Annotated in this window: 15 protein-coding genes and 1 pseudogene; 6 read left to right on the top strand and 10 right to left on the bottom strand. The window is 63.9% G+C overall.

Going from position 1 to position 15,780, the window contains the following annotated elements:
• Positions 1–3: 3 nt before the first annotated feature.
• Positions 4–1,131, bottom strand: coding sequence for a hypothetical protein (locus tag MYCSM_RS27810; protein ID WP_015309514.1), 1,128 nt, complete (start codon positions 1,129–1,131; stop codon positions 4–6).
• A gap of 71 nt (positions 1,132–1,202) precedes the next feature.
• Between MYCSM_RS27810 and MYCSM_RS27815 the strand changes: the two genes are divergently transcribed.
• Entirely contained in the window at positions 1,203–2,123 is a 921-nt protein-coding gene (locus tag MYCSM_RS27815; protein ID WP_015309515.1) for an IclR family transcriptional regulator, read from the top strand.
• Here the strand turns inward: MYCSM_RS27815 and MYCSM_RS27820 are convergent.
• From MYCSM_RS27820 to MYCSM_RS27850, 7 genes are all read right to left on the bottom strand, one after another.
• A complete protein-coding gene (locus MYCSM_RS27820) occupies positions 2,120–2,827 on the bottom strand; it encodes a TIGR03943 family putative permease subunit (protein ID WP_015309516.1) in 708 nt (235 codons plus the stop codon). The genes MYCSM_RS27815 and MYCSM_RS27820 overlap by 4 nt on opposite strands.
• Positions 2,824–3,765 carry a permease gene (locus MYCSM_RS27825; RefSeq protein ID WP_015309517.1) on the bottom strand — a complete coding sequence of 314 codons (942 nt, stop codon included), beginning with the start codon at positions 3,763–3,765 and terminating at the stop codon, positions 2,824–2,826. The genes MYCSM_RS27820 and MYCSM_RS27825 overlap by 4 nt, the downstream gene beginning before the upstream one ends.
• A gap of 71 nt (positions 3,766–3,836) precedes the next feature.
• Positions 3,837–4,226 carry a hemophore-related protein gene (locus MYCSM_RS27830; RefSeq protein WP_015309518.1) on the bottom strand — a complete coding sequence of 130 codons (390 nt, stop codon included), beginning with the start codon at positions 4,224–4,226 and terminating at the stop codon, positions 3,837–3,839.
• Between the two features lie 81 nt (positions 4,227–4,307).
• Positions 4,308–4,691, bottom strand: a complete 384-nt coding sequence (locus MYCSM_RS27835; RefSeq protein WP_015309519.1) for a heme-binding protein — start codon at positions 4,689–4,691, stop codon at positions 4,308–4,310.
• Between the two features lie 144 nt (positions 4,692–4,835).
• Positions 4,836–5,891 carry a 4-hydroxy-2-oxovalerate aldolase gene (gene dmpG / locus MYCSM_RS27840; RefSeq protein WP_015309520.1) on the bottom strand — a complete coding sequence of 352 codons (1,056 nt, stop codon included), beginning with the start codon at positions 5,889–5,891 and terminating at the stop codon, positions 4,836–4,838.
• The gene (locus MYCSM_RS27845) at positions 5,888–6,802 is read right to left on the bottom strand and encodes an acetaldehyde dehydrogenase (acetylating) (protein WP_015309521.1); all 915 of its coding nucleotides are present in this window, start codon (positions 6,800–6,802) and stop codon (positions 5,888–5,890) included. Before MYCSM_RS27845 ends, dmpG begins: the two co-directional genes overlap by 4 nt.
• Before the next feature lie 21 nt (positions 6,803–6,823).
• On the bottom strand, positions 6,824–7,609 hold the full coding sequence (locus MYCSM_RS27850; protein ID WP_015309522.1) for a 2-keto-4-pentenoate hydratase: 786 nt from the start codon (positions 7,607–7,609) through the stop codon (positions 6,824–6,826).
• An 84-nt stretch (positions 7,610–7,693) separates the two neighbouring features.
• Here MYCSM_RS27850 and kstD point away from each other — a divergent pair, with 84 nt between their 5' ends.
• The 3 genes from kstD to MYCSM_RS27865 all read left to right on the top strand — a co-directional run bounded on the left by kstD (position 7,694) and on the right by MYCSM_RS27865 (position 11,027).
• Positions 7,694–9,385: a 3-oxosteroid 1-dehydrogenase gene (gene kstD / locus MYCSM_RS27855; RefSeq protein ID WP_015309523.1), complete on the top strand. Its 1,692-nt coding sequence runs from the start codon at positions 7,694–7,696 to the stop codon at positions 9,383–9,385.
• Positions 9,385–10,245, top strand: coding sequence for a MaoC family dehydratase (locus MYCSM_RS27860; protein WP_015309524.1), 861 nt, complete (start codon positions 9,385–9,387; stop codon positions 10,243–10,245). The genes kstD and MYCSM_RS27860 overlap by 1 nt, the downstream gene beginning before the upstream one ends.
• Before the next feature lie 392 nt (positions 10,246–10,637).
• Positions 10,638–11,027, top strand: coding sequence for a hypothetical protein (locus tag MYCSM_RS27865; protein WP_015309525.1), 390 nt, complete (start codon positions 10,638–10,640; stop codon positions 11,025–11,027).
• Between the two features lie 277 nt (positions 11,028–11,304).
• Here the strand turns inward: MYCSM_RS27865 and MYCSM_RS38495 are convergent.
• Positions 11,305–11,634 (bottom strand): annotated as a pseudogene (locus MYCSM_RS38495) (thiolase C-terminal domain-containing protein); the annotation flags it as partial.
• Between the two features lie 3 nt (positions 11,635–11,637).
• On the opposite strand from MYCSM_RS38495, the gene MYCSM_RS38500 reads away from it, so the two are divergent.
• Positions 11,638–12,120, top strand: coding sequence for an MPT63 family protein (locus tag MYCSM_RS38500; protein WP_232425680.1), 483 nt, complete (start codon positions 11,638–11,640; stop codon positions 12,118–12,120).
• A 389-nt stretch (positions 12,121–12,509) separates the two neighbouring features.
• On the opposite strand, the gene MYCSM_RS27875 is transcribed toward MYCSM_RS38500, so the two are convergent.
• Positions 12,510–13,100 carry a hypothetical protein gene (locus tag MYCSM_RS27875; RefSeq protein ID WP_051073826.1) on the bottom strand — a complete coding sequence of 197 codons (591 nt, stop codon included), beginning with the start codon at positions 13,098–13,100 and terminating at the stop codon, positions 12,510–12,512.
• A gap of 837 nt (positions 13,101–13,937) precedes the next feature.
• On the opposite strand from MYCSM_RS27875, the gene MYCSM_RS27885 reads away from it, so the two are divergent.
• A complete protein-coding gene (locus MYCSM_RS27885; RefSeq protein ID WP_015309528.1) occupies positions 13,938–15,020 on the top strand; it encodes a hypothetical protein in 1,083 nt (360 codons plus the stop codon).
• The last annotated feature ends 760 nt before the right edge of the window (positions 15,021–15,780 follow it).

Here is a 15,780-nt window from a genome sequence, read left to right on the forward strand (position 1 = left end):
CTACTATCCCACCATCCTGTGTCCAATTTGCTCCTGGCGCTGGGCAATTCGCGCACGCCAGTCTTCCTCAGAGATCTTGTTCTGTTCGTAATACGGCAACGACGCGGGAACCTTGTCGAAGTCGACGAGCTCGACGGTCGGCCCGTCGGCCTCCGTCAGCTCACGCGACACCCGCTGCCAACGGAACTGCAGGAACCCCTTCTTGTGCCCCAGTGTCTCGACCCAGTTGGTGACGCCGGGGTTGCGGTCGGTGACCACGATGCGGATCTTGCCGTCCGGATCGGCTTGCGCCTGAGTGCCGTTCAGTGACGTCTGGTGGTTGATGTAGTCCAGCGAGATGTACCACAGGCTGCCCAGCTGGAACCCGAGGTACGGCGCATCGGTCACCGGCAGCGTGATGACAAGGGCCTGGTCGTCACGCAACTCGTAGTGACCCGCCGACGAGTACTGGGTGGCCAGCCCGCCGGGCGTGAGTCGAGGCGCCACCATAGTGTTGACCGGAATGTTCAGATAGAACCACTGCGGAAACTGCAGCCACGTCTTGACACGCTGCACCAGTTGCTTACCGGCTGTGACGTAACGCTTTTCGATCAGCTCGCGAGTCAGCGGCGGCGGTGCGGTGCCCGCGGTGTCGGGGCGCTTGATGGCGAATGAGCCCCGCCGCGCCGCCCAGTCGTTGTAGACCTCCCTGATCACCAGCTGCGACGGGGTCTCCGGCCGGAACCGCCATTCGAAGCTGCCGTCGGACGCGATGTCGAGCTTGCGGTCGTCGAATGCGGTTTCGCTATCGGGCACCACCTCGTCGGTGTATTCGCCGCCCAGCAGCTGGAAGCTCACATCGGTCGTGGTGCCGCGCTTGCCGGTCACGACGTACTCGTGGCCGGGCAGCACCCGGGTGCCGAAGTACAGCGTGTCAGGGTTGTCGAGGCCCATCTTGGTGAACGGGCCGGTGCCGGTGTGCAGGAAGGGATGGTCGCGGTCGTAGTCGAACGCGACGTGCGTACATGCCGCGATGCAGCCCGCAAGGTACTGCAGGCCCTCCAGCAGGTCGGCGTCGGATTCGATGTGCGGCGCTTCGGAGACCAGTTTCTCGGCCTCGGCGATCGCCTCGATGAGTGGCTGCGTGTACACGCCCTTGAAACTAGAACGTGTTCTACCAGGAGTCAATATATCGACCGTGACGGTACATATATGGACCGGCGATGTACGCTGCTCGCGTGTCCGCCCCAGAGTCCGCCGGCCGTGCATCACCACCGACCGAGCGCGTCGTCCGCATCCTGGACTTCCTGGCGAGCCGGCCGGAAGACCGCTTCGGCCTGTCTGACCTGGCCCGCAGGGTGGGGCTGAGCAAGCCGACGTGCCTCGGCATCGTCACATCGCTCACCGACGCGGGCTACCTGGTCCGGGACGCCGCCGACAAGACCTACCGGCTTGGGCCGTCGTTGATCACGCTTGGACACAAGGCGCAGGAGTCGATGCGGGTCAGCCCCGCGGCCCGCGACGAGTTGCGCAGGCTGTCGGCGCGCTTCGATGTCACCGCGGCCCTGTCGGGCGTGGTCGACGATCGGATCACGCTGCTGGATCTGGTGGCCCCCGCAGGCGCCCGACCCGGCGTCGAGGTCGGCCAGAGTTACCCGTTCGCGCCTCCCGTTGGGTTGATGTTCGTGCTCTGGGACGACGAGGCCGAGCGCAACTGGCTCGCCAAGGAGCCCACGATCCCGCTGCGGACGAACACCGAACGGCTCAACCGGGTGATCGCGGCGTGCCGCGCCGACGGCTACCTCGTCGAGCGCCTGACGCCGGGCGGACGTCGGCTGTATTCGTTGATGGCGGGCATGTCGAGCAATCTGCCCGACGAATTGCGTGCGCTGCTCGGCGAATTGGTGTCCGACATCGGCGAGCGGGTTTACCTGCGCGACGAAAGCGCCGGCGGCCGAACGCGCCATGACATCAGCGTCATCTCCGCGCCGGTCTATGACCACTATCAGCGTCAGGTGATGGTCGCGTCCATGCACATCGGAAAGTCGTTGACCGACAACGAAATCGCCGAGAGGGCGCGCGCACTGGTGGCGACTGCCGACGCCGTCACCAAACAACTCGGCGGCGCAAAGCCTGCAGGCTAGTAGGCGTACGTATTCGCGGGCTTGTCGATGCGTGTCACCCGCGACACCGCAACCGTCGGAACGAAGTTGGTCGATATTGTCGACGTTCCGGGGACCACGGTGCCCTCCACTTGCAGCCAGGTGTCTTCGGGGTAGCCCGCCGCCTCGGCCGCCGCGGCGCCGGACAGATGGACTCGAGCCAATTGCGCGTCGGCCGCGCAGCAGACGATGACGACGCGGCCAAGATCGGTGCCCTCGGGGTACTTGACCGTGAAGCCGGCAAGCGTGATGAGCCTGCGGTCGAGGCTATCGGCGGAATCCGCGGCGGCCCGCATGACCACGTCGGGAATCGACACGGTCGGCGCGCGTCCGGCGGGCAACGGCGGAAACGCTCGCTTCGGCGGTGCAGTCACGGCGACGGCCGCGGGCGCGGCTCCCTGCGCGCCGAGCGGCGGCGGTACCACGAACGTCGTCAGCGCGATAGGCACCAGCAGCAGCCACACCAGCCACGGCCGACGCCGATGCCCGTGCTCGTCGGCATCGGGGGCGCGTCGCAGATCGTGAACGATGGACGCCACTGCAAGGGCAATCAGTACGACGGCCGCGGCGATCAGCCACGGCAGCAATGACGGCTTCACGAAGTTCAGGTAGGTGCCCTTGATCGCCATCACGAGCGCGCTGAGCCCGACAAGCAGGACGAGGGTGTTCTGCGTGCCCCTGCTCATCTGAGGACCACCAGTCCGACGAGGGTTGGGATGACCGTGGCGACGACGAAGGTCGCTGGGCCGAAGCGAATTGCGAAGGGACGGCCGAACATTCCGGCCTGCATCGCCGACAGCTTGACGTCAACCGCGGGTCCGACGACAAGAAACACCAGCCGCGGCAGCAACGGCAGCATTGTCAGGCTGGCGGCGACAAAGGCGTCGGCCTCCGAACACAGTGCCAACACGACCGCCAGCAGCGCCATAGTCAGAACGCCGAGCACAAGGTGCCCAGCCAGATGTTGAAATACCCAGGGCGGCAAAGCAACTCGTAGCAGCGCTGCCGCAGCGGCGCCGAGTACCAGATAGGAGGCGGCCTGCAGAAAGTCGTGGCGTGCCGCCTCGGTGAACACCGTCCAGCGAGAGACGTCGGTGGCGTGTGGCGTTGGCAAGCGCCGGGTCACCCATTCGGCGCGGCCCCAGCGTTGCCACAGCAGTCCCATCGTGATCGCGGTGAGTAGCGACGCCACACACCGGGCAAGCACCATCGCGGGCTGGCCGGGAAACGCCACCGCCGTGGCCACCAGCACGACGGGATTGATGGCGGGTGCCGACAGCATGAACGTCAACGCGGCCGCACCGGACACCCCGTCCCCGAACAGTCGTCGGGCCACCGGAACCGAGCCGCATTCACAGCCCGGCAGCGCAGCACCGCCCACTCCGGCGACCGCCACGGCGACCGCGGGCTGAGACGGCAGCCAGCGGGCCAGCCTGTCAGCCGACACGAACGCGGCGATCAGGCCGCTGATCACCACACCGAGCACCAGAAACGGCAATGCCTGAACGAACACGCCGCAGAACACCGTCGCGGCCACGCTCACGTCGGCATGACCGGCCACAAAAGCACTCATCGCGCCGGCCGCCAAGGCCAGCGCGATGAGCGAGGCGAGCAAGATTTCCATCGACCCGATGCGCCTACGGCGCTGAATGGGTGCGGTGACGGTCACAGGCCCATCTTGCCTGCCTTACCTGATTACAGCGTCTGCAGAATCTCCGAGATCGGCGTCGGCGTCACCGTCACACCGCACTGCGCCAACAGATCATCGGCGGGCTGGTTGATCGCCTGCAAGTCGTTCGCGATCTGCGGATTGCTGTCGAAGTACACCTGGTAGGTCGCCTCGGCCTGGTCAGATGGCTGCTTCGCGATGTCCGTCAGCTCCTGGTTGGTCTGCGGATGTGCAGACAGGTAGGCCGCGGTGGACGCCGACACCGAGCTTGCGGTAGTTGCGATTCCACGTTGGCTGCAAGCGTCGGGAGTGGCGTTGGCGACCGGCATGACGATGGCCGCCGATCCAAGGGCCAAGACGCCGCCGGCGAACATTCCGTAAAGGCCGCGTCGCACGGTCGTTGCGGACACATACATCGAATCACTCCTTCGGTCTGCGACGAAAAGCCGCGACCAAAGGCCTAACCGGTTACCCGGGACCGCTAAACACCTCGCAGGTCAGACCTCGGCGAGGACCGTCAGCGCGTCGGTCGGCGACACCTCCATGCCGCAGTGGTTCTTGTAGTCGACCAGCGGCTGCTGGATGGCACGCAGGTCGTTGGCCTGATCCGGGTGGTCCTTGAAGTAACTGTCGACCTGTCCCATCGCCACAAACGCCGGCTGCCGGGTGATATCGATCAGGGCCTGGTTCGCGTCCGGATGCGCCGCGAAGTAGTCCGACAGCGACGCCGTGACTGAGCTGACCGTCTTGGCCAGGGTGCCGGCGTTGCAGTCGCTCGGCGGAGCGGGCTCGGTCTCGGGGTCGGCGCTGGCGATTGGCACGCTCAGCGCCGCACAGGCCAGGGTGCCGAACGCAGCCAGGACGACGTTACGAAGTTTCACGGGTGGCTCCTTGGTCGACGAATTCCAATCTGGTATTCGCTGGCCGGAGCGAAGCGTTACCGGACGGCGGTCGCCCAAACGCACGTTTTGTAGGCCCGCTCTTGCACTTTCCCTACAACAGGTGCATTTCGCGTGGATCGGCCCCTACTTTGCAGCCGCCGCGGCGTCCTGTTCGCGCTTGATCTCCAACGCGATGTCGATCAGCTGGTCCTCCTGGCCGCCGATCAGCTTGCGCTGACCCGCCCGGTGCAGCAGCTGGTGGGCGGGCACGCCATAGCGCTCGGACTGGCGGATGGCGTGCTTGAGGAAGCTCGAGTACACCCCTGAATACCCCATGATCAGCGCATTGCGATCGAGCAGGCACTCGGCCGGCATCGCGGGTGCGACGACCTCTTCGGCGGCGTCGGCGATATCGAAGAAGTCGATGCCTGTCTTCACGCCGATCTTGTCGAAGACGCCGATGAGCGCCTCGACCGGCGCATTGCCGGCACCGGCGCCGAATCGGCGGCAGGAGCCATCGATCTGCTTGGCGCCAGCGCGCACCGCCTCAACGCTGTTGGCGACACCCAGGCCGAGGTTCTCGTGGCCATGGAAGCCCACTTGTGCGTCGTCGCCGAGCTCGGCGACAAGGGCGGCGACGCGGTCTCGCACGCCCTCGAGCACCAGCGCGCCCGCCGAGTCGACGACGTACACGCATTGGCATCCGGCGTCGGCCATGATGCGTGCCTGCGCCGCGAGCTTCTCCGGGCTGATCGTGTGGCTCATCATCAGGAACCCGACGGTTTCCAGACCGAGCTCGCGGGCAAGGCCGAAGTGCTGGATAGAGACGTCGGCCTCGGTGCAGTGCGTGGCGATCCGGCAGATCGAGCCGCCGTTGTTCTGCGCCTCCTTGATGTCCTCCTTGGTGCCGACCCCGGGCAGCATCAAGAATGCAATCTTGGCTTCCTTGGCGGTTTCGGCCGCGAGATTGATCAGTTCCTGCTCAGGGGTTTTCGAGAATCCGTAGTTGAAACTCGACCCGCCGAGCCCATCACCGTGGGTGACCTCGATGACCGGAACGCCTGCCTCGTCCAGGGCCGAAACAATCGCGTGTACTTCATCTTTGGTGAACTGGTGGCGCTTGTGGTGCGACCCGTCACGCAGTGACGTATCCGTGATGCGGATGTCCCACACCGGGTTGAAGAAAATATCGGTGCTCATGCCTGGCCTCCAGCTACTGCGAGCGACTCTTTGGCGATTTCCTCGCCGACCTTGGTGGCCGCCGCGGTCATGATGTCCAGATTTCCCGCATACGGCGGCAGGTAGTCCCCGGCGCCCTCGACCTCGATGAACGTCGTGACCAGGTGATTGCCACCGTTGACCACCGACGGCTCGTCGAACTGGGGCTCGTTGAGCAGCCGGTAGCCAGGAACGTAGGTCTGCACTTCGGCGACGACGTCCTTGATCGACTGGGTGATCGCGTCGTGGTCGGCGTCCTCGGGAATGGCGCAGAAGATGGTGTCGCGCATGATCATTGGCGGTTCGGCCGGGTTGAGGATGATGATCGCCTTGCCCCGCTTGGCGCCGCCGATGTCCTGCACACCCGCGCTGGTGGTCTTGGTGAACTCGTCGATGTTGGCCCGGGTGCCCGGTCCGGCAGACGCCGACGACACCGACGCCACGATCTCGCCGTACGGCACGTCGACGACACGCGAGACCGCATACACGATCGGAATCGTGGCCTGCCCACCACAGGTCACCATGTTGACGTTCGGCGCATCCAGGTGCTGCCGCAGATTGGCGGGCGGAATCACGCCGGGCCCGACGGCGGCAGGTGTCAGGTCGACCGCGCGGATTCCGGCTTCTGCATACTTGGGCGCCGCGTCGCGGTGGACGTAGGCGCTGGTCGCCTCGAAAACGAGATCCGGCTTGTCGCTTTGCGCGAGCAGCCAATCGACGCCTTCGTGTGACGTCTCCAGCCCGAGCTTGCGTGCGCGGGCCAGCCCCTCGGACTCCGGGTCAATGCCGATCATCCAGCGCGGCTCCAGCCACTCTGAGCGCAGCAGTTTGTACAGCAGGTCGGTGCTGATGTTGCCCGACCCGACGATCGCGACAGAGGCCTTGCGAGCCATGGGTACTCCCTCTTTTTGGAGCTATTCGAAACTCAGTCGTACAGAACCTAACCCGGCGAAGTCCGCAACGAAATTGCTGCCAGGCGGTGCATCTATCGCACGGGTGCATGAGCCCGGCAACACGATGTCACCGGCCTTCAGCCGCACACCAAAACTCTCGACCTTGCGGGCCAACCAGGCGACCGCGGTCACTGGGTTTCCGAGCACCGCATCGCTGCGGCCCTTGGCGACGACTTCCCCGTTATTGGTGAGCACCGCATCGATGTTGCGGATGTCGATGTCCTTCGGCGACACCCGCGCCTCACCGAGCACCCAGCCGGCCGACGAGGCGTTATCGGCGATGGTGTCGCACAACTTGATCTTCCAGTCGGTGATGCGGGTGTCGATCAATTCGATCGACGGCGCGAACGCGGCCGTCGCCGCCAGCACGTCATCCTCGGTGCAGCCGGCGCCGGGCAGATCATCGGCCAGGATGAAACCGACCTCGACCTCGACGCGCGGGTAAAGATACTTGGCCGACTGGACCGGTTTGTCTTCGTACACCTGCATTTCGTCGAGCAGGTGCCCGTAGTCGGGTTCGTCCACGTTCATCATCTTTTGCATGGCCTCGGACGACAGGCCAACCTTGTGTCCCACTACGCGGGCACCTTCTGCGACCCGCTGCCGGATGTTGATCAGCTGGATTTCATAGGCATCGACCACGTCGATATCGGGATTACCGTCGGTCAACGGGGAAATGGGAACGCGGCTGCGCTCGGCCTGAGCGAGGTCGGCGGCCAGCTGGTCACGTACCTGGGCGCTGAGCATTTATGCTATGCCCTCTCTTAGTCCGCTCGTTTCGGTGACCGGCGCAGTTGTGGGTCGGCCGGCCAATTCTATAACGTGTTCTACATGACGGGTCAGGAGTACGGTGCTTTCGACGTAGTCGTGGTAGGAAGCGGCGCCGCCGGCATGGTCGCCGCCCTCACCGCGGCCCACCAGGGACTATCCACAGTAGTCGTCGAGAAGGCGCCGCACTATGGCGGTTCCACTGCGCGGTCAGGCGGCGGCGTGTGGATTCCGAACAACGAGGTCCTCAAGCGCGACGGCGTCACGGACACGCCCGAGGCAGCGCGCAAATACCTGCATACGATCGTCGGCGACGTGGTCGAGCCCGAGCGCATCGACACCTACCTCGAGCGCGGCCCCGAAATGTTGTCCTTCGTGCTGAAGAACTCGCCGCTGAAGATGTGCTGGGTGCCTGGCTACTCCGATTACTACCCCGAGACGCCGGGTGGCCGGCCCGGCGGTCGGTCGATCGAGCCGAAGCCGTTCAACGCCCGCAAGCTCGGTGCCGACGAGTCGGGCCTGGAGCCGCCGTACGGCAAGGTGCCACTCAATGTCGTTGTGATGCAGCAGGATTACGTCCGGCTGAACCAGCTCAAGCGTCACCCGCGTGGCCTGCTGCGAAGTCTCAAGGTCGGCGGCCGCACCATGTGGGCCAAAGCGACGGGCAAGAACCTCGTCGGGATGGGCCGCGCGTTGATCGCTCCACTTCGGATCGGCTTGCAGAAGGCCGGCGTCCCTGTGCGGCTGAACACCGCGTTCACCGACCTCTACGTCGAGGACGGCGTGGTCCGCGGGATCTACGTCCGCGATACCAGCGCACCGGAATCGGCTGAGCCCGAGCTGATCCGGGCGCGTCGCGGGGTGATCCTCGGAGCCGGCGGGTTTGAGCACAACGAGCAGATGCGGGTGAAGTACCAACGCGCGCCGATCACCACGGAGTGGACCGTTGGCGCCAAGGCCAACACCGGCGACGGCATCATCGCCGCCGAGAAACTGGGCGCCGCGCTCGACATCATGGAAGACGCCTGGTGGGGCCCGACGGTGCCCCTGGTGGGTGCGCCGTGGTTCGCGCTGTCCGAACGCAACTCGCCCGGCTCGATCATCGTGAACATGTCGGGCAAGCGATTCATGAACGAGTCGATGCCGTACGTCGAGGCATGCCACCACATGTACGGCGGCACCTTTGGGCAGGGCCCCGGCCCCGGCGAAAACATCCCGGCCTGGCTGGTGTTCGACCAGCAGTACCGCGACCGCTACATATTCGCGGGACTGCAACCGGGACAACGCATTCCGACTAAGTGGCTGGAATCCGGCGTCATTGTCAAGGCCGATACGCTCGACGAACTCGCCGCAAAGGCAGGCCTGCCCGTCGAAGAGTTGAAGACAACGGTCGAGCGGTTCAACGGGTTCGCGCGGTCGGGCACCGACGAGGATTTCCACCGCGGCGAGAGCGCCTACGACCGCTATTACGGCGACCCGACCAATAAGCCGAACCCCAACCTCGGCGAGCTCACCCACGCGCCGTACTACGCGGCCAAGATGGTGCCCGGCGACCTCGGCACGAAGGGCGGCATCCGCACCGACGTGTACGCCCGCGCGCTTCGTGACGACGGTTCGGTGATCGAGGGGCTGTATGCGGCCGGCAACGTCAGCGCGCCGGTAATGGGTCACACGTATCCGGGACCGGGCGGGACGATCGGCCCTGCTATGACATTCGGGTACCTTGCAGCCCTACACATAGCGGGGAAGAACTGATGCCGATCAATCTGGACGTCGCACTTGGGGCGGAACTCGAACCCGCTGAATTCTCTTGGACCAGTAGCGATATCCAGCTCTATCACCTTGGCCTTGGTGCGGGCAGTGACCCGATGGACAAGCGCGAGCTGCGCTATCTCACTGACGAGACCCCGCAGGTATTGCCCACGTTCGGCAACGTCGCGCAGAGCTTCCACATGACGAAGCCACCCACAGTCCAGTTTCCTGGTATCGACATCGAACTGAGCAAGGTGCTGCACGCCAGCGAGGCAGTGTCGGCGCCGGGGCCCATCCCTGCCGCCGGCACCGGAATCGCGGTCACTCGTTTCACCGACATCTGGGACAAGGGCAAGGCCGCCGTCATCTGGTCGGAGACCACAGTGAAGGCACCAGACGGCACGCTGCTGTGGACGCAGAAGCGGTCGATCTTCGCCCGCGGCGAAGGCGGCTTCGGCGGTGAGCGCGGCCCGTCCACGTCATCACAACCGCCCGAGCGCGCGCCGGACTTCGAACTTTCCATCCCGGTATCGCCGCAGCAGGCGCTGCTGTACCGAATGTGCGGTGACCGCAACCCGCTGCACTCGGATCCCGACTTCGCTGCGGCGGCCGGCTTCCCACGCCCGATCCTGCACGGGTTGTGCACGTATGGCATGACGTGCAAAGCCATGGTCGACCATCTCCTGGATGGCGACACGGCCCGGGTCGGCAGCTATGGGGCCCGGTTCGCGGGCGTCGTCTTCCCCGGCGAGACGCTGAAAGCCAGCATCTGGAAGGACGGCGATGGCTTCCAGGCCGTCGTCACCGCGCCCGAACGGGATGACGCGGTCGCGCTCGCCGGCGTGGAGTTGACGCCGGCCTGACCCGAGCCCGGTTGCCACCAGATCGCGGGTTGGCTTCGTGCTGCGAATCATTTGACGATGCAGCAAATGACACGCGTTTCAGTTGCAGTCGGCGAGGAGGGTACCGCGGAATCCGCCTTCGCCTACTTGCCTTCGTTTGCCATATGTGTTCATCTCGTCTCATCAGCGATAGCTACCACGACTATATATTAATCGTAAAATCAAGATATCCGTTAATAAACTCGCCATAGTGCCAGGTAACGCTCGTAAGGCCAGGTCCGACGTCGGAACCTCGTCGGTTTAACTACCAATTTCCCACAACTCAAGGAATAGGTTAGCTGGAATGGTTTCGAAGTTGTGCGCAAACAGCTACCATGACTCCGTCCTCCCACTCTGCTAGCTAAGGAGCAGCCATGTCACGTGTTCGTTCCGCTCTACTCTTCACGGCTTCGCTAATCGGCGCCGGTACGTTTGCGCTCGTCGGCGCGGGGGGAGCCTCGGCCGATAGCGGCATCAACTTCACCCCCGGCAACAACGGCCTCCTCAATGCCGGGACGGGCAACAACGGCGTCGGAAACAACCTGCTCAGCCCCGGCGGCTTCAACAACGGAATCCTCAATCAAGGAATTGGAAACCAGGGCATCCTCAACTTCGGCGGTGTCGATCCGCTCTTCACGGGGAATCGCGGCGTCCTCAACATCGGTAACGGCAACACCGGCCTCCTCAACATCGGCAACTTCAACACCGGCGCCGTCAACATCGGCGATGGCCGGAACGGAATCCTGAGAGGCGTTCTCGGCTAGAGTCCCCAACCACGACGAGGCTGCAGATAGATCGCTACCTGCAGCCTTGTTGTGTGCTGGGCTCGGAATTGGTATCGCAATTGACCTGTCCAAGCACAATTTTCCACCGCGGCGATGCTCAAGAAGACGATCGGCCTGCGATCGCCTTGCACTGGTCGCGGTTCACTGTCAGCAGTGCGTCGAAGCGAGCAGCCCAGCTGTCAGGTGCGGGCTCCCAGCCGTCGTCGGCCTGCGTCGACTTCGATACCTATCGTGGGCCGGTGTCCGCGTCGCCGGCTCAGCCCAGGACCAGACCGGAGGTTGGTACACCGGTGCCCGCGGTGACCAACACATGCTCGACGTCGTCCACCTGATTGACCGACGTACCCCGAAGCTGGCCAACCCCTTCGGCGATCCCGTTCATCCCGTGGATGTACGCCTCGCCCAACTGGCCCCGTGGGTGTTGATCGGCAGCCGCCCCCCGAGCTCGATCGCGCCGTCGGGCACCGTCGGTCTCCTGACAGCAGTCCAGGAGCCGCAGCGGCTCGGCGATCCACCGCGAATTCTGATGCTCCTCAATGGTGATCGGCTTCTCGTAGAAATAGGCTTTCGGGTTGTTCGCAGCATGTGCATGTACCGCTGGGCGATCATCGCCACCGCAGCCGCCATCGCAGCGCCCGCCGCATTTGCCGAGGACGTCACGACGACGACCATCGGAAGCCAAGCCAAGCTCGTCGACGGCAACGTCGTTCAGCGCTGGACCATTACCGCCCTTCGGCCGAGTCCCGATACCATCCCCTATCCGGTCGCCGGCACCCTGTGGGAAGCCACGGCCACCGATGAGGCGCTCCAGGGCGTCGCCACGCCGATCGTGTCCAACCTGAACGCCCGCGCCCGCAGCGGCCAGACGTATCGCGTACTGTTCGGAGTCGCGACACCGCAGGGCGTCAATCCAGCGACGCTCAGTCAGGGCGAAAAGACCACGGGCAAAGTGTATTTCGACGTCGCCGGCGAGGCGCCCGACGCCGTCGTCTACAGCACAGGCAGCGAGGATCTCCTCGCCTGGGTACAGGCGGCCCCATCACCGTCACCGCGGCAGGGGACCACGCAGTGATCGCCGCCCGCGCGTAGCCAGACATCGCCGACGCCTGCGGCCACGCCTGCTACGCCGACACCAGCGGCCGCTGCGGCTCCCGGCGCAACTCCCGCGCCAGCTGCTCCAGGAACCACGTTTACGCCGACCGCTGGACCCGCGGTCGCGCCCGCTGCGCCAGGAGCGCCGCTGCCCGCATCCGCTGAAGCCGTTCCGGGAGCGCCGATTCCGGCGGGCAGCCAGGGCACACCGCTACCGGCAGGCAGCCAAGGCGCGCCCGTGTTGGCACCCGCTGAAGGCGCCCCGATCCCGGCGAGCACCGCGACCACACCGTTGCCTGCGGGTAGCCAAGGGACGCCCGCGACGCCGGTGACGACGGTTCCGCCGGCGCCGGTGCCGTGATTCGACGGCTACGAGTGGCCCGACCACCACGCGTACAGTTCGTCGAAAGTTGGCCCGTCCGGGCCTGATTGGACCTGGCTGACCACGAGTCGGGCGTCATCGGTCCATGCCAACGTGAGGCGGCTGTTCTTGACGCCGCAGAACAGCACACCACTGGTCTTGTCGGGAGTGGCGTTGCGGCGCCACGGCCCCGGTGACTGAATGTTGCGGGGACAGTTGACCATTGTCGACGCCTTTACGATGCCGCTCAACGCCGCGTCAAGAGCAGCCTTGTTCTCAACGAGCGTGTAGGTCGCGGTCAACGGGCCGCCGACATCGGCGTCCTTCCCGTAATCAACTTGTGCCAGTGCATCTTTCGGCGCCGCAACCGGCTTGCACACGTCGGTGGAATAGCCAGCCGGAACCAGGCGCATAAGGCGGTCATTGTCGGGACTCGACGTGATGGTCGGTGCTGCCGATGGCGCAATGCTTTCGGTACCGGGCGACGGACGCACCAGCCAGTAGATCAGGCCGCTGACGACGATCACAATCAGTACGGAGACGGCACTGAGAAAGACAATCGGCTGGCGCCCATGGCGACGCACCGGTCGCGGATTCACGATCAATGTAGCGTCGAATCTGTCCGCCCAAGCTCCTTGCCCGGCATGCCATCTCTCTTCAGCCGGCACCGGCGCTGCGGGGACAGACAGAGGCCCGTATCAGCCTCGTCTGGATCGGGCTCCTCCAGACCTTCTGGCGTAGACGTTTGAGAGGGCCACTGGTCCGGCGGTGGGGGCGAACTCATGCCCGTACCTCGGTGTGGCTCGCGATCACTACTCAACCCCATGATCACCGTGGCGACAATCTATTAGGACAGCTCGTCGATGGGCTGACTGCCGCAATGAGAGTAGTAGGCGGAGTGCTAGTAGCGCGCACGCTCCAGGGTCAAATTGGCGCGTGACATCGCCGACGGCAGATGTGCAAATGCCGGTCGACATAGTCGTGCAATTCAGGCGCCTCGGCGCTAAAGCCGACAGACAGTTCGCCGTCGTGCGACCTGGTCGAAAACGTGTCGGTGATCATCATCGGGACAGACAAACTCGCTCCGCAGCCAGCCGGGCAACGAACGGTGAGGACGCCAGGCGGATTCAAGGCGTCGATCGTCTCGGGCTGAACCAACGGGATACCGGCCTGGCAGCCATGGTTGGCTGCGTGTACGAGCGCGTCGATCTTCGCCGCCGACAGCAGCATGTGCGGTTGGCCGGCCCACCCGCACGAACACATCCCCCGTGCCCGGCGGCGAGGCCATATCGCTACGACGGTTCCTCGGCCGCCCCCCGTATACCCCATTTGATTGTCACCATCCCGTCTTGGCGCCACCCCCGGCGGGCCTGGATCCGCCCCGCATATGATGGCAACTCATCGAATCTTTGCCAGGACCACGGTTCTCCGGCGCGATGCAACTCGCCAAGCCAGCGGCCTTTGCCATGCACGTGGTCGATAACCGCAGTATGTGGCGGCATTCCCGCATGACGATCACCGGTACCTCCTACGGAGTCGCTGCGCCTGCGGAAGACGAAGACGTGCTGCCAGCTTCATTGTTGGTGGGGGTCGCACCTTCGCCATTTGTCACGCCGCCAGCGGGGCTTTCTTGGCCCGTCGGGGATGTCGACGGCGTTGCCGTCTGTGTCGCAGAGGAACTGCCGCCGCTGGGTTGTGTCGCTGTCTCACCTGGCTCGAACTTGTTCCCTGACGTCATGACGTCTTGCGACGTCTGCGTGGTACCGGTCGGTTCCGCCGATGAACTCGGAGGCGGAGACGCCGAAGTTGGACTCGGCGGTTCATTGCTCGGCGCGGGCGTGAAATCAGACGCGATCGGAGTGATTGGCGTCGGAGCTGAAGTCATCGGTTCACTACTCGGCGCCAGCTCGAAAGCAGACGCGGTCAGACCAGTCGGCGCTGGAGCTGAAGTCATCGGTTCACTACTCGGCGCCAGCTCGAAAGCAGACGCGGACAGACCAGCCGGCGCTTCAACCCGAGATAACACCGTCACGGTCACCGATTCATCCGGTGGGGGGGGAAGCGGGGACACCGGCGACCCGACCGCGTTCTCAGTTGCCCTGACCGCAGGCGAATGCACGATGTATGTCGGCTTCCCGTTTACTTTGATCACATCGATCTGCTCGGATGGTCCGGGCACCGAGGTGACATCGATTTTGTCGAGTTCGGTCTTGACGTCCGACAGATCAGATGTTCCTAGGAACACGGCGTTCAGCTGCTTGTTCAAGTCCGCCAAATCAGGGTGTTCCATCAACTGTGCAAGTACGGAATCCGGCAAGTTCAGCAACGCCCGCAGCTTCGCCTCCAGAGCCGCCGGTGTTATGCCGTCGACTTGGGAATACAACAACATCAACAATGCCTGGAGCTTCGCCCTTATCGGCACCAGACTCACGTTAACCGCCGGACTCGAGTATCGTGCCGTCGCGAACCCATACACCGTCGGCTGCGACAACATCAATTTTGCGTTTGCGAACTTGTAGGCAATAACTGGCGTGCCGACGAGACCCTGCCAGGCCGATTTAACATCTGGGGCAAAGGATGTCGACCTCTCAGGGAGTGCAACGTTGATTCCCGACTCAACGGTTGACGGAAAAAGCGCCCACGCAGAGATGGCGACGCCCGAAGCAAGAAGAACTATAAATTCCCGACGACCGGCGATGTAAACACGGTCAGACATCGACCGCCCCCTTGATTTTAGGTCGGTATGCCGAGGGGTCGATTACCTCAGCTCGCGAAAACGTAGGCCAATAGCTTGAGTGTCATATGAATGTTTAAGCAGCAGATTGTTTGGACGCACTTGTTGGTGGGATTGCACCTATGTCCCCCTCCCCCACACGGCATCGCGCTGATATGCTGCTGTGTTATAGCTTAAGTCTTTGCTGATTGTGGTGTCAATAACAGCCGAGGTGATTTTAGCGAAGAAGATCCGGGTTGCGGCGGGTATCCAACCGGACCTACGGAAACCCGTTAGAAAGTTGGTCAGGGGCCACACCGACAGGATAATTTCTGGTGCGCTCACCCATTTCTTAATATGTATGCAGACCTTGCATTTTCACAGAACTACGCCCTTGCCCAGCATCCGTTTGGCCGTCATCGACAAGAGTTGACAGGGCGATGAATTTCCAGCTGCAAGTAGCCCTTGCGTCTCGTCGCCTCCTACTACGCTAGGCAAATATTCGAAATCCATAGTTGGTCGACAGACAGGATTGCTAACAAGGTGGTCAAGGCTAAAAGCTGTCG

Origin of the sequence: Mycobacterium sp. JS623 (assembly GCF_000328565.1) — a bacterium.
GTDB lineage: Bacteria > Actinomycetota > Actinomycetes > Mycobacteriales > Mycobacteriaceae > Mycobacterium.

Coding starts and splice junctions, on each gene's coding strand:
- MYCSM_RS27815 (WP_015309515.1), top strand. CDS start 1,203: ATGTACGCTGCTCGCGTGTCCGCCCCAGAGTCCGCCGGCCGTGCATCA.
- MYCSM_RS27820 (WP_015309516.1), bottom strand. CDS start 2,827: ATGAGCAGGGGCACGCAGAACACCCTCGTCCTGCTTGTCGGGCTCAGC.
- MYCSM_RS27825 (WP_015309517.1), bottom strand. CDS start 3,765: ATGGAAATCTTGCTCGCCTCGCTCATCGCGCTGGCCTTGGCGGCCGGC.
- MYCSM_RS27830 (WP_015309518.1), bottom strand. CDS start 4,226: ATGTATGTGTCCGCAACGACCGTGCGACGCGGCCTTTACGGAATGTTC.
- dmpG (WP_015309520.1), bottom strand. CDS start 5,891: ATGAGCACCGATATTTTCTTCAACCCGGTGTGGGACATCCGCATCACG.
- MYCSM_RS27845 (WP_015309521.1), bottom strand. CDS start 6,802: ATGGCTCGCAAGGCCTCTGTCGCGATCGTCGGGTCGGGCAACATCAGC.
- MYCSM_RS27850 (WP_015309522.1), bottom strand. CDS start 7,609: ATGCTCAGCGCCCAGGTACGTGACCAGCTGGCCGCCGACCTCGCTCAG.
- kstD (WP_015309523.1), top strand. CDS start 7,694: ATGACGGGTCAGGAGTACGGTGCTTTCGACGTAGTCGTGGTAGGAAGC.
- MYCSM_RS27860 (WP_015309524.1), top strand. CDS start 9,385: ATGCCGATCAATCTGGACGTCGCACTTGGGGCGGAACTCGAACCCGCT.
- MYCSM_RS27865 (WP_015309525.1), top strand. CDS start 10,638: ATGTCACGTGTTCGTTCCGCTCTACTCTTCACGGCTTCGCTAATCGGC.
- MYCSM_RS38500 (WP_232425680.1), top strand. CDS start 11,638: ATGTACCGCTGGGCGATCATCGCCACCGCAGCCGCCATCGCAGCGCCC.
- MYCSM_RS27885 (WP_015309528.1), top strand. CDS start 13,938: ATGCAACTCGCCAAGCCAGCGGCCTTTGCCATGCACGTGGTCGATAAC.